This window comes from Rhodococcus sp. G6(2025) (assembly GCF_058628105.1).
The window spans coordinates 7,836,154-7,852,540 of the sequence record NZ_CP179750.1 but is presented as its reverse complement, the minus strand read 5'-3'; the positions used below and the strand labels follow the sequence as shown (position 1 = coordinate 7,852,540).

Below are 16,387 nucleotides of genomic sequence, written 5' to 3'. Positions count from 1 at the left end.
GGTTTCAGGAACGCACCAGTCGTGCGATGGCGTCGGTGGCTTCCTTGATCTTCGCGTCGGCCTCGGTGCCGCCCGCGACGGCGGCGTCGACGACGCAGTGGCTGATGTGGTCTTCGAGCAGACCCAGCGCCACGGCCTGCAACGCCTTGGTCATCGCGGAGACCTGGGTGAGGATGTCGATGCAGTACTTCTCGTCCTCGACCATCCGCTGCAGACCCCGCGCCTGGCCCTCGATGCGGCGCAGGCGCTTGAGGTAGTCGTCCTTGGCGCTGATGTACCCGTGGCCGGTTGTGTGGTCGTCAGCGTGGTCGGTGGTCGGTTGCTCGGTCATGAGTGTTCCCCTCGGGTGGGAGTGGTCAGGGGCTGGAAGCGGCGCAGTCGCAGGCTGTTGCTCACGACGAACACCGATGAGAATGCCATGGCGGCACCGGCCAGCATGGGGTTGAGCAGGCCCGCCGCCGCCAGCGGCAACGCCGCGACGTTGTAGGCGAAGGCCCAGAACAGGTTGCCCTTGATCGTGCTCAACGTCCTGCGCGACAACCGGATCGCGTCGGCTGCGGCCCGGAGGTCGCCGCGCACCAGCGTGAGGTCGCTGGCCTCGATGGCCACGTCCGTGCCGGTTCCCATGGCGAGACCGAGGTCGGCCTGCGCGAGGGCGGCGGCGTCGTTGACCCCGTCGCCGACCATCGCGACCACCTTGCCCTCGGCCTGCAGACGCTTGATCACGTCGACCTTGTCCTGGGGCAGTACCTCCGCGACGACTTCGCCGATGCCGACCTGGGCGGCGATCGCCCGGGCCGCGGAAGTGTTGTCGCCGGTGAGCATGATCGGGGTGAGGCCCAGTTCGCGGAACTGCGCCACCGCCTCGCGCGACGTCGGCTTCACGGTGTCGGCGACCACGAGCACGCCGCGCGCCTGGCCGTCCCAGCCGATCCCGACGGCGGTCTTGCCCTCCGACTCCGCCGCGTCGACGACGCGCTGGAGTTCCGTGGTGAGCTGCAGCGACCAGTCGCGGAGCAGTTTCGCGCGGCCGATGACCACCGCGTGTCCGTCGATCAGGCCCTGGACGCCGAGTCCGGCGATGTTGGTGAACTGTTCGACTTCGGGGAGCGTCGTCAGCCGCTCCTTCGCGCCGCGGGTGATCGCCCGCGCGATGGGATGCTCGGACGCGTCCTCGAGCGCGCCGGCGAACCGGAGAACCTGCTCCTCGTCCTGGCTGTCGGCGGCGACCACGTCGTGCAGCGACATCGTGCCGGTGGTGACGGTTCCGGTCTTGTCGACGACCACGGTGTCGACCCGCCGCGTCGATTCCAGAACTTCCGGTCCCTTGATCAGGATGCCCAGCTGGGCCCCGCGTCCCGTGCCCACCATGAGGGCGGTCGGGGTGGCGAGTCCGAGCGCACACGGGCACGCGATGATCAGGACGGCGACGGCTGCGGTGAACGCGGCGGCGACCGAACCGCCGGTCCCGATCCAGAAACCGAGGGTCGCGACCGACAACGCGATCACGATCGGGACGAAGATGCCGGAGATCCGATCGGCCAGGCGTTGCACCTCGGCCTTGCCGGTCTGCGCGTCCTCGACCATCCACGCCATCTGCGCGAGCTGGGTGTCGGCGCCGATCCGGCTGGCGCGAACCACGATTCGGCCGCCGACGTTGACCGTCGCACCCGCCACCTCGGAGTCCGGCGACACCTCGACCGGCACGGATTCACCGGTCAGCATCGACGCATCCACCGCCGACGAACCTTCGACGACGACGCCGTCGGTGGCGATCTTCTCACCGGGACGGACCACGAAGAGGTCGCCGACGTCGAGCTGGTCGATGCCGATCAGCTGTTCGGTGCCGTCACGCAGCACCGACACTTCCTTGGCGCCCAGTTCGAGCAACGCCCGCAGTGCCGCTCCCGCCCGCCGTTTGGCGCGGGCCTCGAAGAAACGGCCGGCGAGGATGAACGTGGTGACACCGGCCGCGGCCTCCAGATAGATGTTGCCGGTGCCGTCGACCCGCGCGATCGTGAGCTCGAAGGGGTGCGTCATCCCCGGCATGCCGGCGGTGCCCCAGAACAGGGCGTACAGCGACCAGCCGAACGCGGCCAGCGTGCCCATCGACACCAGGGTGTCCATGGTCGCGGTGCCGTGCCGCAGGTTCGTCCAGGCGGCCTTGTGGAACGGCCACGCACCCCAGACCACGACCGGGGCCGCGAGGGTGAGCGAGAGCCACTGCCAGTTCGTGAACTGCAGCGCCGGGATCATCGCCATCGCGATGACGGGGACCGTCAGCACCGCCGACACGAGCAGCCGCTGTCGCAGTTCCGCCGCCGGGTCCTCTTCCTCCGGGGCCGGGGGCTTCACCTCGGGCAGTCGCGCCGTGTACCCGGCCTGCTCCACCGTGGCGACGAGGTCTTCGGGCGAGACGTCCGCGGCGTCGTAATGGACGCGGGCCTTCTCCGTCGCGTAGTTGACGGTCGCGGTGACGCCGTCGAGTTTGTTCAGCTTGCGCTCGATGCGGTTGGCGCACGACGCACAGGTCATCCCGCCGATGGCCAGTTCGATCTGGGAATCGGGTGGTGCCGCAATGTCGGTCCCGCGGGTCATCACTTCTCCTCCGGTCCGGCAGTGGCGGTGAACTCCGCGGTGTGGACGGCGCCGGCGTGCTGGAAGTCCAGGAACAGCCGGTAATCGCCCGCGCTGGGTGCGGTCACGGCGAAGTCGATCCCCGGGCCCGCCGCGGTGACGCCGTCGCCGGGATGTCCGTCCGGGTGCACGTGCAGGTATCCGAGGTCGGTGGTGCGCAACGCCACCAGGTGACCGTATGCGCCGAGGTAGGGCTGCAGATCGGTGACCGGCTGTCCGTCGCGGCTCACCGAGAGGGTCACGTTCGACGTCTCTCCCGGTCGCAGCGCGCCGCCGAGGGTGACGGTGTACCCGTCCACGGTGGCGGTCGCTGCGGGAGCGGGCAGTTCCTGCGGGTCGTAGGTGCCCGCGACGCGCAGGTCCGTGCCCAGGGTGACGCCTTCGCCGCCTGCCGGGGTGAAGTCCGCGAACACGCGGTAGTCGCCGCCGCGGGTGAGGTCGAGGGGGACGCTCCACGTTCCGGCCGCGTCGAGCGTCGGGTGCACGTGCTGGAACCCGGCGAGGTCCCGGCGGACGACGATCAGGTGCAGCAGTTTCTCGTGCTCGACGGTGTAGTCCGTCACGGGTACCCCCGAGGGGTTCGTGATCCGGAACTGCACCGGAACCGCGGCACCGGCGGTGACCTGGTCGGATGCGAGTTCGAGGGTGTAGCCGTCCGCAGTGGGCGTCAGTCCGCCCGGGGTCGGGTCGGCGGCGGCATCGTGGCCTCCCGCTCCGTGCCCGTCGTCCTCGGCCGTGTGCGCGGCGGGCACGGCCACCTCCGGGCCGGCAACCGACCCGAGTGCGAGCGCGGCGCCGAAGATTACGACGAGGCCGACGGTGAATCCGGCGAACTTGCCGGTTGCGTTCATGATGGGTCTCCTGTGGTGGAGGTGCCGGTTCAGCCGGCCGCGTTGGAGGTGCCGGCTCAGCCGGCGACTGAATACCCGGCTTCTTCGACGGCGCCCGCGACGGCGCTCGGATCGAGGTCGGTGGTGCTGTCGATGACGACCTTGCCGGTGGCCAGATTGACGTTCACGTTGGTGACGCCGGGGAGTGCGCTGATCTCCTCGGTAACCGAGGACACGCAGTGGTTGCAGGTCATGCCGGTGACGGTGACGCTCGAGGTGCTCACGGGTCTGCCTCTCTTCGGGGGGTCGATGTCCTGTCTGAGAACTACCATACCCCCCTACCGTATTCCCGCAAGGGTGACGGCGGCCACCGAGTCCCGTGTTCCTCGCCCACGCGGGCCCCGAAAGGTGATTGAGTGAGATACCGCATCTCACCCCACTGGGAAACGGAGCCCGGCAATGTCGATGGACAAGTTGCGCACCCAAATGCTGCGCCGCAAACCCCTCACCGAGGTCGACGAGGACACTCCGCCCGACGAGCGTCTGACCAAATCGCTCGGCCTGTGGCAACTCACCGCGATCGGCGTCGGCGGCATCATCGGCGCAGGCGTCTTCTCACTCGCCGGCTCGGTCGCGCATTCCGTCACCGGTCCGGCCGTGCTGATCTCCTTCCTGATCGCCGGTGTCGCCAGTGCCGCGGCCGCACTGTGCTACGCCGAGTTCGCCGGAATGATCCCCAAGGCCGGATCGGCCTACACCTACGGTTACGTGGCGCTCGGCGAGATCGTCGGCTGGTTCATCGGCTGGGACCTGCTGCTCGAATACATCGCGGTGGCGGCCGTCGTCGCCATCGGCGTATCCGGCTACTTCCGGTTTCTCCTCGAACAAATCGGCATCAGCCTGCCCGACTGGATGATGGGCGCGCTGGGCACCGGTGACGGGCACGTGTTCGACGTCTTCGCAGCCCTGTTCTGCCTAGGCACCGCATGGGTGCTCTCGCGCGGAATCCGCAGTGTCGGTCGATTCGAGACGATCGCGGTGGCGATCAAGGTCGCGTTGGTCGTCCTCATCATCGCGCTGGGCGTCTTCCACATCGACAGCGCCAACTACACGCCCTACTTCCCGTTCGGCACCGCCGCCGTCTTCACCGGCGCGGCCACCGTGTTCTTCGCGGTGTTCGGATACGACGCGATGAGCACGGCCGCCGAGGAATCGAAGGACGCCACCAAGCACCTGCCGAAAGCGATCCTGTACTCCCTCGGCATCGCGATGACGCTGTACGTCCTGGTCACCCTGGTGCTGACCGGAATGCAGAAGTACACCGAGATCAGCCCCGAGAGCGGGTTCTCCACCGCGTTCGAATCGGTCGGCATGCCCGGGGTCGCGAACATCATCGCGGTCGGGGCCATCGTCGGCATCATCACCGTCGTGCTCACCTTCATGCTCGGCGTGACCCGCGTCTGGTACGCGATGAGCCGGGACGGCCTGCTCCCGGAATGGTTCGCGAAGACGCACCCGGTCCGCAAGGTGCCGACGCGGGTCACCTGGATCGTGGGCATCGGATCCGCTCTGCTGGCCGGGTTCTTCCCCATCAACACCGTCGCGGAACTCACCAACATCGGGATCCTGTCGGCGTTCATCGTCGTCTGCATCGCGGTCGCGGTGCTCCGGCGCACCCGCCCCGAGGTCCCCCGCACGTTCACGCTTCCGTTCATGCCGGTCATCCCGATCATCGGCGTCGTGTTCTCCGGCTGGCTCATCCTCTCGCTGCCGTGGGAGACCTGGCTGCGGTTCGGGATCTGGCTGATCCTCGGCCTGATCGTGTACTTCTTCTACTCCCGCAAGCACTCCAAGCTCGAAGAGGCAGAGCCGGTGCCGCGTGGCTGACGAAAACCGGGAACGGGTGGACGCGACCGCCCTGACCGGCGTTCCCGCGACAATGATGTGGACCCTCCGCAACCGTGCCGTCGAGGCGTCGAGTCCGGGCGGCACGTTGGTCGACCCGCTCGCCGTGAGGCTCTACGAGACCCTCGACTATCCGTACGAAAACTTCGGGAAACCGAGCCAATCCCACGCCCTGCGCGCTCGGGCCTTCGACGACGAGATACGGGCGTTCCTCGCCGACCACCCCGGCGGAACGGTCGTCGCCCTCGGTGAAGGATTGCAGACCAGCTACTGGCGGATCGGCGACCCCGACATCCGGTGGGTGTCGATCGACCTGCCCGAGGTGGTCGCGCTGCGCAGGCAACTGCTGCCGGACGAGCCGAACGTCACCACACTCGCCGTGTCCGCGCTGGACCGCTCGTGGATGGACCACGTCGACACCGGCCGGGGCGTGTTCGTTTCGGCGGAAGGCCTGCTGATGTATCTGCCCGCCGACGAGTCGCTGTCCCTGATCGGCGACTGCGCCCGGCGTTTCCCCGGCGGTCGGATGATGTTCGATTCGATACCGAAATGGTTGAGCCGCAAGACGCAGAAGGGACTGCGAATTCACGGCGACTACACCGTCCCGCCGATGCCGTTCCACCTCTCCGCCGGCGACGCGGCGGACCTGCCCGGACAGGTGCCGGACCTCGCGTTCACCCGCGAGGTGACGCTGCCCCTCGGCCGGGGCCTGTGGGGGTCGACCCTGCTCCGCAGGCTGTCGGACCTGCGGCCGCTGCGCAACTCGCGTCCGACGCTGACCCTGTGCGGATTCGCGGGCTGAACCCGTCCGACGAGCGATGTGGGCCGACCCGCAGCAGAATGGTGCAATGGCGGACCGCGGATTCACCCCCACACAGCTCGCGGCACGTGCCGCGTACCTGCTTCGCGGCAACGACCTCGGCACGATGACGAGTGCCGCGCCGCGCCTGTACCCGCACATGTGGAGTTGGGACGCGGCGTTCGTCGCGGTCGGCCTGGCGCCCCTGAGCGTGGAGCGGGCGGTCGTCGAACTCGACACCCTGCTGTCGGCGCAGTGGAAGAACGGGATGATCCCGCACATCGTGTTCGCGAACGGCGTCGACGGGTACTTCCCTGGCCCCGGGAGGTGGGAGTGCGGGACCCTCGCGGCGCACGCGCCGAGCGGCACGCAGACGTCGGGGATCACCCAGCCGCCCGTGCACGCCATCGCGGTGCAGCGCATCCTCGACCACTCGCGCAGGCACGGTCGCAGCACCCGCGCCGTCGCCGAGGAGTTCCTCGACCGGCGCTGGCCCGACCTCGTGCGCTGGCACCGCTGGCTGGCCAACGCCCGCGACCTCGACGGCAACGGCCGGATCGCGCTGTACCACGGCTGGGAGTCCGGCATGGACAACTCGCCGCGCTGGGACCACTCGTACGCCAACGTCGTGGCCGGGGTGATGCCCACGTATCTGCGCGAGGATCTGTCCCACGTCGCCGACACCGGACAGCGGCCGTCCAACGGCGAATACGACCGCTACCTGTGGCTGCTCGAGGAAATGAAGACCGTCCGCTACGACGACGCGGAACTGGCCACCGCCATGAGCTTCGCGGTGGAGGACGTGTTCGTCAGTGCCGTGTTCTCGATGGCGTGCGAGGTGCTCGCCACCATCGGCGAGGAACACTCGATGCCGAACTCCGACGTCCGGGAACTGCACGGGTGGGCGGCCCGGTTCCGGCAGGGCGTCCTCACCACCACCGACCAACGGTCCGGGGCGGCACGCGATTTCGATCTGCGCAGCGGCCGGTGGATTTCCACCGAAACCCTCGCCATGTTCTCGCCCCTGCTGTGCGGCGGCCTGAGCCGGGACGCCGAACGCGCCCTGCTCCGCACGTTCGAGGGACCGAAATTCTGCGGCCACCCCGACCTCCGGTACGCCGTGCCGCCGTCGACGTCGCCGGTGTCTGGCGACTTCCGGCCGCGCGAGTACTGGCGCGGTCCGGTGTGGCCGGTGATGACGTGGCTGTTCTCCTGGGCGTTCGCCCGGCGCGGGTGGGCCGAGCGCGCGCACCTGCTGCGGTCCGAGGGGCTGCGGCAGGCGAGCGACGGCAGCTTCGCCGAATACTACGAACCGTTCACCGGTCAGCCCCTCGGCAGCATGCAGCAGTCGTGGACGGCCGCCGCGGTCCTGGACTGGTTGGGCTGACGCCCCCGTGAGTACTTATTAACCGCGGGACGTTAATAAGTACTCACAGGTGCTAGTCGCACAAGCGGATAGGGCCGAGTTCCGCGTACCGGTCGCCGGGGCCGGGGTTGTCGGCCGGGGCGGCGCCGCCCAGATGGTGCATCACGCCCCAGACGGCGTTGAGTGCGGTCTGCACGGCGCCCTCCGCCCAGCCCGCGGTCCACGAGATGTCGTCTCCGGCAAGGAAGATGCCGCGGTGTCGCGGGTCGAGTTCGTCCTGGATGAAATGGCTGAACAGCCGTTCCTGGTACCGGTAGTGGCCGGGGAGGTTCGCCTTGAACGCACCCATGAAGTCGCGTTCGGTCTCCCAGGACAGCGTGACCGGGGTCGAGATGATGTGACTGCGGAAGTCGACTCCCGGGTAGATCTCCTCGAGCGACTTGATCATGAGGTTCATCCGCTCCGTCGCGTCGAGCGGAAGCAGCTTGAGCGAATCGTCGGACCACGTGTAGGACAGGCAGATCAGGCCGGGCTTGTCGTCACCGTGGTCGAGGAGGTAGGTGCCGCGGCTCATCCGGTCCGTCAGGGTCATGCTGACGAGGTCGCGGCCGGTGACCGGATCCTTGTCCTTCCAGAACGGGCGATCCACGAGGGCGAACACCTTCGTCGACCCCATGTAGTGGGTGCGTTCGATGGCGGTCCAGTGGTCGATCGGGAACAGGTCGTCGTCGCAGTGAATGTTGTTGAGCAGCATCCAGCTCTGCGCCGTGAAGACCGCGGCGGGGTACGTGCGGATTTCCCCGGACGAGTCGGTGACCGTCACCTGGTGCGGTGCGGTCCTCCGGACCTCGGTGACGCGGGGACGGGTGCTTCCGCCGTTCAGCGCGCGCACCGACGTGCCGTCCGGCCAGTGCGCCATCCCCGCCGGGGTGTCGGTCCACAGGCGCAGGGGCAGTTGCTGCGACCCGCCGACGATGCCGCGGTGGTGGTCGTCGGCGGCGGTGATCACGACGCGCAGGATCTCGAGGATCGAGTTGGGGAAGTCGGTGTCCCACCCACCCGTTCCGAAACCGACCTGCCCGAACACTTCCCGATGCCGGAACGACGCGAAGTGCTTCGACGAGGCGAGGAAGCCGTAGAACGTCTGATCGTCCAGCCGGACCACCAGGTCGTTCCAGATGCGCTTGAGTTCGGCGGTGTCACGGTCGCGGATTGCTTGCTGGAGCGGAATCAGCTCGGCGTGGTCCTCGAGCGTGCGCTGCCACGCATCCGAGACCTCCCGGAACACGGGTGGCAGGTCGTCGAGGTGCTGCGCGTAGTAGCTTTCGCCCTTGAGGTCGATGACCGTGCTGGGGGTGCTGTCGGCGAGCGGGTTCGGGAACGCTTCGGTCCGCAGTCCCATGGCGTCGAGGTAGTGGAACAGGGTGGTCGACGATGGTGGGAACCGCATCGCACCCATCTCGGCCACCACGTCCGGGTGCCCGTCGAACGGATGCGACCGCATCCGGCCACCGATCTGATCGGCCTCGTAGACAATCGGTTTCAGGCCGAGTTTCATCAGCTCGTACGCGGTGACCATCCCCGACAGTCCGCCGCCGATGACTGCCACCTCGGTGCCGTGGCGATCGGTGGGCACCGCGCCGAGACCCGAGCGGTGCGTGACGTAGTCGTCGTAGGCGAACGGGAAGTCGGGGCCGAACATGGTGAGCGGCCGGGGATCGGTGTCCGCGGCGGTGCTGTCCGGGGTGACGGGGATCGTCATGAAGTCTTCTCCTGCATGAAGGGGTAGAGGTCGACGCGTCGATCGTCGAGATGGGTGTTCTCACGGCGGGATCGGCGGAGGACGTCGAGTTCGAGGTCGACGATGGCCAGCTCTTCGTGGCGGCCGGCGCGGGCGAGTTCGGTGCCGTCGGGCGCGATCGCACAACTGGATCCGCAGTAGTCGAGGTCGGCTTCGGTGCCGCACCGGTTGACGTACGTGACGAACAGCTGACTCTCGTAGGCCCGGGTGGGGACGACGCTCTCCGCGATGAATTCGTACGGGCTCATCAGGCCGGTGGGGACGACGAGCCACTGGGTTCCCCGGTCGGCATGTGCGCGAACGGCTTCCGGAAACTCGACGTCGTAGCAGATCAGGAGTCCGCACCGGATTCCGGCGTGGTCGAACTGGACCACCAGTTCGTCGCCGGCGGCGAAGTGCGACCGGTCGAGCTCACCGAACAGGTGGGTCTTGCGGTAGTTGGCGAGCGACGTCCCGGACGGGTCGAACACCTGCACGCTGTTGTAGACGACGCCCCCATCCGCCTCGGGGTATCCGTAGACGACGGCGATCCCGGACTCGCGTGCGATCTCCGCGATCCGCGTCGCGATCGGTCCGTCGGCGGGTTCGGCCCGCTCCGCGATCAGGGATCCGATGTTGTAGCCGGTGGCCGCCATCTCCGGGCAGACCAGGACGGACGCCCCGGCTGCCGCCGCCGTCTGCGCGGCCGACGCGATGGCGGCGAGGTTCGCCGCGACGTCGAAGGACAGTTCGGGACCTTGGAACAGCGCTGCCCTCATGGTGCCGGCACCCTTTCCGGGCTGTTGCGGAGTTCGGACTTGCGGACGCCGTACGCGAAGTAGATCGCGAGCCCGACTGCCATCCACAGCGCGAACGCCACCCACGTCGAGACGCCCAAGCCGAACAGCAGCAGCGCGCAGAACACGACGCCGAGCACCGGCATCAGCGGGAACAGCGGGGTCCGGAAGCTGCGGTGCAGGTCGGGATGGCGCCGGCGCAGGATGATCACGGCGATGTTGACGAGCATGAACGCGAACAGCGAGCCGATGCTCGTCGCGTCGGCCAGTTCGCCCAGCGGCACGAAGCCGGCGAGCGCGGAGACGACACCGCCGACGACCACGATGTTGACGACGGGCACCCGGGTGCGCGGGTTGACGCGGGAGAAGACCCGCGGAACGAGACCGTCGAGCGACATCGCGTACAGGATCCGGGTCTGCCCGTACATCACGGCGAGGACGACGCTGGCGATTGCGATCACCGCGCCCGCGGACAGGAGGATGGCGGGCCAGGTGCTGGTGGTCGCGGCATTGAGGATGGTCGCGAGTGCGGCGCCCTCACCCGCGATGTCCTGCCAGGGCATCGCGCCGACGGCGGCGATCGCGACCAGGCAGTAGAGGATCGTGACGATCAGGAGCGAGAGGATGATCGCGCGGGGAAGGTCGCGTTTCGCGTTCTTCGCCTCGTCGCCTGCGGTCGACGCGGCGTCGAAGCCGATGTAGGCGAAGAACACCTGGGACGCCGCGGCCGTCACGCCGGCCGCGCCGAGGGGGATGAACGGTGCGAAGTTTCCGGCGCGGAACGCGGTGAACGCGACCGCGCAGAAGAACACGAGCACGAGGATCTTGAGGGCGACCATGACCGTGTTCACCAGGGCGCTCTCGGACGCTCCCCGGGTCAGCAGTGCCACCGCGACGAGCACGATGACGATGGCGGGCACGTTGACGATGCCGCCCGCGCCCGGTGATTCGCTGATCGCGGCGGGTAGTGCGATGCCGAACATGCCGTGGAGTAGTTCGTTGATGTACTCGCCCCAGCCGACGGCGACGGCCGCGACCGAGACGCCGTATTCGAGCATCAGGCACCAGCCGCAGATCCACGCGAAGAGTTCGCCCATCGTCGCGTAGGTGTACGAGTAGGAGCTACCGGAGACGGGGATGCTGCCTGCGAGTTCCGCGTAGGAGAGGGCGGAGAAGAGGGCGGTGAACGCCGCGAGCACGAAGGCGAGGACGACGGCGGGACCGGCCTTGGGTGTCGCCTCGCCGAGGATGACGAAGATGCCCGTTCCCAGCGACGCACCGATGCTCAGTGCGGTGAGGTGCACCAGGCCCATCGACCGCTTGAGGCCGTGACCGGGTTCCTGGTCGTTGCGCGCCACGATCGCGTCGACCGATTTGCGGGCGCGGAGTGCGCCGGCCAGTCCCGGCGGGCGCGGAGAAATCTTGGTGATGTCCAACGTTGAGCTCCTGAGCGGTGGAGTGATGTGGACAACAATGAACGGGCGAGCCGTGACTGTCAACACATGTTTCCTAAACCGCTTGACGGTTTCCTAGCGGGAGGTGGGCCGGACGTCGTCCGGTAGTGCGGGGGCCAGAATCCACAGAACGGTCGCCGTGTCGCCGCCGAGCGCGCGGAAGCTGTGCGGCAGCTGGGGCGAGAAGGTGAACGCGTCCCCGGTCGCGAGCGACACGTCCTCCCCGGCCCCCGGACCGTTGAAGGAAATGCAGATCCGGCCCGAGACGACGTAGACGAAGGCGACGTCGACCGGCAGTTCGTACGTTTCCGAGCCGCTCCCGCCGCCGGGCTCGATCCGGCTCAGGAGCGACTGGATGCGGCGCTCGCCGAACGGTGTCAACAGGAACTCGGCCATCCGCTCCCCGCCGAAACTGATCGGCGGGTAGTTGTCGGCCCGTACCACCTCACCTGCGGCGGAGCTCTCGAACAGCGACCCGACGGGAATGTTCAGGGCGGCGCAGATCCGCACCAGCGTGGCGACGGAGGCGCTCGCGTGGTCCCGTTCGATCTTCGACAGGTAGCCCTTGGTGATGCCGCAGCTCGCGGCCAGGTCGTCGAGGGTGAGGCGCTGGGCCTGCCGGGCCGCCTTGAGCCGGGGGCCGATCCGTGGCGCGTCGACGCCCGACGCGCCTTCGGTTGCGAGCTCGTTCGCCATGCATCGATCCTTCGTTGTGTCTCGTATAGGAAACAGGTGTTGACAAGAATGCGTTCCAAGGAAACGATACGACGACGCCACGTCTCCGGCACACACCGAAGGATTCCGATGAGTACAGATGACATAAAGGGCCCCGTCGACGCCACCCGCACGCCGCGCTACGCCGAACCCAGCACATTCGCTCGCCTCCCCCGGCTCGACGAGGTGTCCCGCGCCGACGTCACCGTGATGGGCGTCCCGTTCGACTCCGGCGTGAGCTACCGTCCCGGCGCACGCTTCGGTCCCGGCCACATCCGCGCCGCATCGAAGCTGCTGCGTCCGTACAACCCCGCACTCGACGTGCACCCCTTCGCGGCGCAGCAGGTCGCCGACTTCGGCGACATCGGCGTCAACCCGTTCGACATCCAGGAGGCCCTGGCCACCGTCGACGGCGCCGTCACCGACCTGCGCAAGGACGGCTCGACCGTGCTGACGCTCGGCGGCGACCACACCATCGCCCTACCGATCCTGCGTTCCCTCGCCCGCGACCACGGTCCCATCGCCGTGCTGCACTTCGACGCGCACCTCGACACGTGGGACACCTACTTCGGCGCCCCCTACACGCACGGCACCCCGTTCCGGCGGGCCAGCGAAGAGGGGCTCATCGACCTCGAGCGTTCGCAGCACATCGGCATCCGCGGCCCGCTGTACAGCAAGAAGGACCTCGAGGACGACGCCGTCCTCGGATTCCAGGTCATCCGCTCCGACGACTACGAGGTGGACGGCGTCGCCAGCATCGTCGAACGGATGCGTCGACGGCTCGACGGCGGACCGGTCTATGTGTCCGTGGACATCGACGTCCTCGATCCCGCGCACGCGCCGGGCACCGGAACACCCGAGGCCGGCGGCATGACGTCCCGCGAGTTGCTGAACACGCTGCGCGGACTCGTCGGCCTGAATGTGGTCGGCGCCGACATCGTGGAGGTCGCGCCCGCATACGACCACGCCGAGATCACCGGCATCGCGGCAGCGCACGTCGCGTACGAGTTGCTGTCGGTGCTCGCGATCAACGCGTCGTCCGCCCCGGGGCGGGCTGCGCGCGGCGAGACGCTCCGGCAGGCGGCGTACGTGACGAAGTGACTTCCGTTGCCACGTGCGGGCAGCGGGAAGACGTTACCCTCGGGCGCATGGCTATCGGGGTGAAGGTCCGAAGGTTCTCCAAGATCGCACCACTACTGCTCGCCGGTGCGCTCGCGGCCGCAGTGCCGGGGCACGCTGCCGCCGAACCTGTCAGAGGTCCGGACGTGGCCTCGTGGCAACACCCGGGCGGGTCACCGATCGACTGGTTCGCCGTCCGCAACGCCGGCCACGACTTCGCGATGGTCAAGGCCACCGAGAGTCTCAATTACGTCAATCCGTTCTTCGTCCAGGACTGCCTCGCCATGCGGGTGGCCGGCGTCTCCCGGGGCGCGTACCACTACGCCGACCCCACCCAGTCGCCGGAAGCGCAGGCTGCGTTCTACTCGACAGTGGTGCTGGGCATCAACGGTCCGGGTGACATGCCTCCGGTCCTCGACATCGAGCATTCCGGTGGGCTGCCGCCCGCGGCCCTGATCGACTGGACGCACCGCTACCTCAACACGGTCCAATCGCTCACCGGACGTCAGCCGATCATCTACACGTACCCGAACTTCTGGCGGACGGCGATGGCGAACACCAACGAGTTCGCCGGATACCCGCTGTGGATCGCCGACTACAACGGTCAGAACACGCCCGGCCCCCTCCCCGGCGGCTGGAGCAACTGGACGTTCTGGCAGTACACCAGCACCGGTCGCATCGCCGGCGTCAACGGCGACGTCGACCTCAACGTCTACAGCGGGGCGCAGGGCGACTTCGCTCGATACTCCAACAGCGCATCCCCATTCGGCAGCTGACGCCTGACGGGCGCGATCAATCCCGGCACGCCGGGTTTCCGGGGAACGCCGGGACGCCGACTCGGCAGCCGACGTCGGTGACGGCGTTCAGCCGCTCGACCGGCTCCCGGATCTCGAGCGCCGGCACGAGGCCGTCGGTCAGGAGTGCATTCTTGGTCGCCGGCGTCGTGGCGCGCTCATCCAGGGTTCCGCGCACCCGTGCGAAGTTGACGAGTTCGTCGTACACCATTGACAGGGCCGCCTCGGTGGTCCGGTCTTCCGGGTGCAGCCCGGCGAAGTCCACGCCCGTCTCGTATTCGTGGCGGACGGCGTGCGGACCCTGGTCACAGGTGGGCTGGTTCAGATCGATCCGGAAGTCCGGCCCTGCCGGACCCGGCGGCGTGATCGTGCCGGCGTCGGTGCAGACATGGTGCGAGATGCGATCGCCGAGTGCGTGAATGTAGATGCCGGTCCTCGCATTCCAGGAATTCTCGCCGATCCAGGAGTCGAATTGTGACGACAGGACCGTGTCGGAGATGACCTGCTGCCCCGTCATGTTGGTGAACGGAATGGCGGCGGGCGTCTCCAGGCTGTACGTGCCGTTGATCTGCACGGGATCGGCATCGCCGTAACACGTTGCGCCGGTCGCGTAGTCGCCGTTTTCCGAGGGGTTCGTGAAACCTCCCGTGCACAACGGTGCGCCACTTCCCGGCCCGGCCAGCGCCCAAGTTCTCAGGTGCGTGAGCATGATCTCGTGCCGGGGATCGTCGACATCCGGTTGCAGGCCGTTGGGCAGGGGATCCGCCGGTTCGCGCAGCGTGGGCAGGAAGTGGAAGAGGAACCCGCCGGTTGCGAAGTGGGTGCGCACCAGGCCGCTGATGTCCTTGGTGGTCAATGCGTCGGCGTCCGGGACGAGCCGGCCGAAGATGTCGCGTGGGGCGAACGTGCCGAGGTCGGTCGCTTCGTCGTACGCCGCGATCCAGTAGGCGTCCCGCTCGGAGAAGCCGACGGTGCGGGCGATGATGTACGTCGAGTCCGAATGCACGAGACTCCGTCCGCCGAGTGGGCGGCGCAACGTGAAGCCGTAGCGGAGGAACGCCTCGGCGCCGCAGATCGGCGAGTTGGGATCGTCGAGTAGACATTCGGGTGGCAGCGGAGCGCAGTTGTGCGGTGGGGCACCGTCCTCGGTGTAGCAAATATCCTCGGCGAATCCGTACACCGGTGGTGGTGACACGATGAATGCCGCGGCGGTAAGCGTCAGCGCCACGATGGTTCCACCGACTCTTCGAGTGAATCTTCTCATCGAGGTGCACCTTTCGGTGTGGCCGAGTAGATCAACATTAACACCGGGGACCAGGCAAGATGCTCGGTTCTCGCAGGCGCCGAAATCAGTACGAGAACCCCAGTCTTCACCTGGTGAGGATCCCGGCGACCAGGTTGATCGTCGTCGCGAGGATGACTGCACCGAAAACGTAGGACAACAGGCAGTGCCGGAGCGCGACCGCCCGAATCTCCGGGCTCGAGACGTCGGTATCGGATACCTGGTAGGTCATCCCGAGGTTGTAACTGAAGTAGAAGAAGTCGCGAAACGCGGGCGGGGCGGTGGAATTGAAATCTATACCACCCGTTGACTTTTCGGGACCAGATCCCTCGTAGTACAGAAAGGCGTATCGGGCCGCGTACATCAGATGCAGGGAAGCCCACGCCAGGAATACCCCGATCAGAGCCACGGCGGCGTGCGCGGTTCCCGCCGAGGATCCGCCGGCCACCTGAAGTGCGACGATTCCTCCGAGACCTCCCGAAGTCGCTGTCACCACGACCAATTCGTCGACTATCGGACGAAAATCCTCATGTCCCACGTTGCGGCGAGTTGCCGCCGCATCCATCGGCCACAACACCGCCCAACCGGATACGACGAACACGGCGGCAGCGGCGGCGATGCCGACGAGAGCCCCCAACGCGGCTGTGATCACCAGGCCGCCGATGAAGCCCGCCGCGACACCGACCACCACCGCGGCGGCCACTCTCGGGATGGCGGAGGTCGGGAGGGGTAGGTGCAATGCCTATGCCTCTTGCAGGAGGCGTCGAGGCCGGTGCGGCATCACCCGTGACGGGATCGGGTGAGCCGTCACCATCGGCGCTCCCCACGCCGGGTGGCGACGTTCAGGTCGTCGCACGAGTGCGGAGTCATGTGCGACCTCCTGAGTGTTGACACAGAGCGCCCGCGAGGG

General features: G+C 67.8%; 15 protein-coding genes. 5 read left to right on the top strand and 10 right to left on the bottom strand.

Annotated elements, in window-relative coordinates; all coding sequences use genetic code 11:
- Positions 1 to 4: 4 nt before the first annotated feature.
- The 4 genes from ACLIVD_RS36370 to ACLIVD_RS36355 are packed head-to-tail and all read right to left on the bottom strand — an operon-like array spanning position 5 to position 3,751.
- Positions 5 to 331 carry a metal-sensitive transcriptional regulator gene (locus tag ACLIVD_RS36370; protein ID WP_280779237.1) on the bottom strand — a complete coding sequence of 109 codons (327 nt, stop codon included), beginning with the start codon at positions 329 to 331 and terminating at the stop codon, positions 5 to 7.
- Entirely contained in the window at positions 328 to 2,598 is a 2,271-nt protein-coding gene (locus tag ACLIVD_RS36365; RefSeq protein WP_491931656.1) for a heavy metal translocating P-type ATPase, read from the bottom strand. Before ACLIVD_RS36365 ends, ACLIVD_RS36370 begins: the two co-directional genes overlap by 4 nt.
- Positions 2,598 to 3,488 carry a DUF8832 domain-containing protein gene (locus ACLIVD_RS36360; protein WP_491931655.1) on the bottom strand — a complete coding sequence of 297 codons (891 nt, stop codon included), beginning with the start codon at positions 3,486 to 3,488 and terminating at the stop codon, positions 2,598 to 2,600. Before ACLIVD_RS36360 ends, ACLIVD_RS36365 begins: the two co-directional genes overlap by 1 nt.
- A gap of 56 nt (positions 3,489 to 3,544) precedes the next feature.
- Complete coding sequence (locus ACLIVD_RS36355) at positions 3,545 to 3,751, bottom strand: heavy-metal-associated domain-containing protein (protein ID WP_491931654.1); 207 nt, start codon at positions 3,749 to 3,751, stop codon at positions 3,545 to 3,547.
- Between the two features lie 175 nt (positions 3,752 to 3,926).
- On the opposite strand from ACLIVD_RS36355, the gene ACLIVD_RS36350 reads away from it, so the two are divergent.
- The 3 genes from ACLIVD_RS36350 to ggh are packed head-to-tail and all read left to right on the top strand — an operon-like array spanning position 3,927 to position 7,558.
- Positions 3,927 to 5,354, top strand: a complete 1,428-nt coding sequence (locus tag ACLIVD_RS36350) for an amino acid permease (RefSeq protein WP_317571048.1) — start codon at positions 3,927 to 3,929, stop codon at positions 5,352 to 5,354.
- Positions 5,355 to 5,406: 52 nt separating this feature from the next.
- Positions 5,407 to 6,174 carry a class I SAM-dependent methyltransferase gene (locus ACLIVD_RS36345; protein ID WP_491932961.1) on the top strand — a complete coding sequence of 256 codons (768 nt, stop codon included), beginning with the start codon at positions 5,407 to 5,409 and terminating at the stop codon, positions 6,172 to 6,174.
- A 46-nt stretch (positions 6,175 to 6,220) separates the two neighbouring features.
- Positions 6,221 to 7,558, top strand: coding sequence for a glucosylglycerate hydrolase (ggh, locus tag ACLIVD_RS36340; protein WP_005249245.1), 1,338 nt, complete (start codon positions 6,221 to 6,223; stop codon positions 7,556 to 7,558).
- Between the two features lie 52 nt (positions 7,559 to 7,610).
- Here the strand turns inward: ggh and ACLIVD_RS36335 are convergent, their stop codons facing one another.
- The 4 genes from ACLIVD_RS36335 to ACLIVD_RS36320 all read right to left on the bottom strand — a co-directional run bounded on the left by ACLIVD_RS36335 (position 7,611) and on the right by ACLIVD_RS36320 (position 12,264).
- Positions 7,611 to 9,299, bottom strand: coding sequence for a flavin monoamine oxidase family protein (locus tag ACLIVD_RS36335; protein ID WP_491931653.1), 1,689 nt, complete (start codon positions 9,297 to 9,299; stop codon positions 7,611 to 7,613).
- Complete coding sequence (locus ACLIVD_RS36330) at positions 9,296 to 10,096, bottom strand: carbon-nitrogen hydrolase family protein (protein ID WP_491931652.1); 801 nt, start codon at positions 10,094 to 10,096, stop codon at positions 9,296 to 9,298. The genes ACLIVD_RS36335 and ACLIVD_RS36330 overlap by 4 nt, the downstream gene beginning before the upstream one ends.
- Positions 10,093 to 11,550 (bottom strand): amino acid permease, encoded by a 1,458-nt coding sequence (locus tag ACLIVD_RS36325; protein WP_280779245.1) that lies wholly within the window; start codon positions 11,548 to 11,550, stop codon positions 10,093 to 10,095. Before ACLIVD_RS36325 ends, ACLIVD_RS36330 begins: the two co-directional genes overlap by 4 nt.
- A gap of 93 nt (positions 11,551 to 11,643) precedes the next feature.
- A complete protein-coding gene (locus tag ACLIVD_RS36320; RefSeq protein WP_491931651.1) occupies positions 11,644 to 12,264 on the bottom strand; it encodes a helix-turn-helix domain-containing protein in 621 nt (206 codons plus the stop codon).
- Between the two features lie 108 nt (positions 12,265 to 12,372).
- On the opposite strand from ACLIVD_RS36320, the gene speB reads away from it, so the two are divergent.
- The gene (gene speB / locus ACLIVD_RS36315) at positions 12,373 to 13,383 is read left to right on the top strand and encodes an agmatinase (RefSeq protein WP_095868612.1); all 1,011 of its coding nucleotides are present in this window, start codon (positions 12,373 to 12,375) and stop codon (positions 13,381 to 13,383) included.
- Positions 13,384 to 13,430: 47 nt separating this feature from the next.
- Entirely contained in the window at positions 13,431 to 14,177 is a 747-nt protein-coding gene (locus tag ACLIVD_RS36310; RefSeq protein ID WP_105418037.1) for a glycoside hydrolase family 25 protein, read from the top strand.
- Between the two features lie 16 nt (positions 14,178 to 14,193).
- On the opposite strand, the gene ACLIVD_RS36305 is transcribed toward ACLIVD_RS36310, so the two are convergent.
- Together ACLIVD_RS36305 and ACLIVD_RS36300 are read right to left on the bottom strand one after the other, a co-directional pair.
- Positions 14,194 to 15,459 (bottom strand): hypothetical protein, encoded by a 1,266-nt coding sequence (locus tag ACLIVD_RS36305; RefSeq protein ID WP_491931650.1) that lies wholly within the window; start codon positions 15,457 to 15,459, stop codon positions 14,194 to 14,196.
- 106 nt (positions 15,460 to 15,565) lie between these two features.
- A complete protein-coding gene (locus ACLIVD_RS36300; protein ID WP_283352267.1) occupies positions 15,566 to 16,216 on the bottom strand; it encodes a DUF1345 domain-containing protein in 651 nt (216 codons plus the stop codon).
- Positions 16,217 to 16,387: the final 171 nt, after the last annotated feature.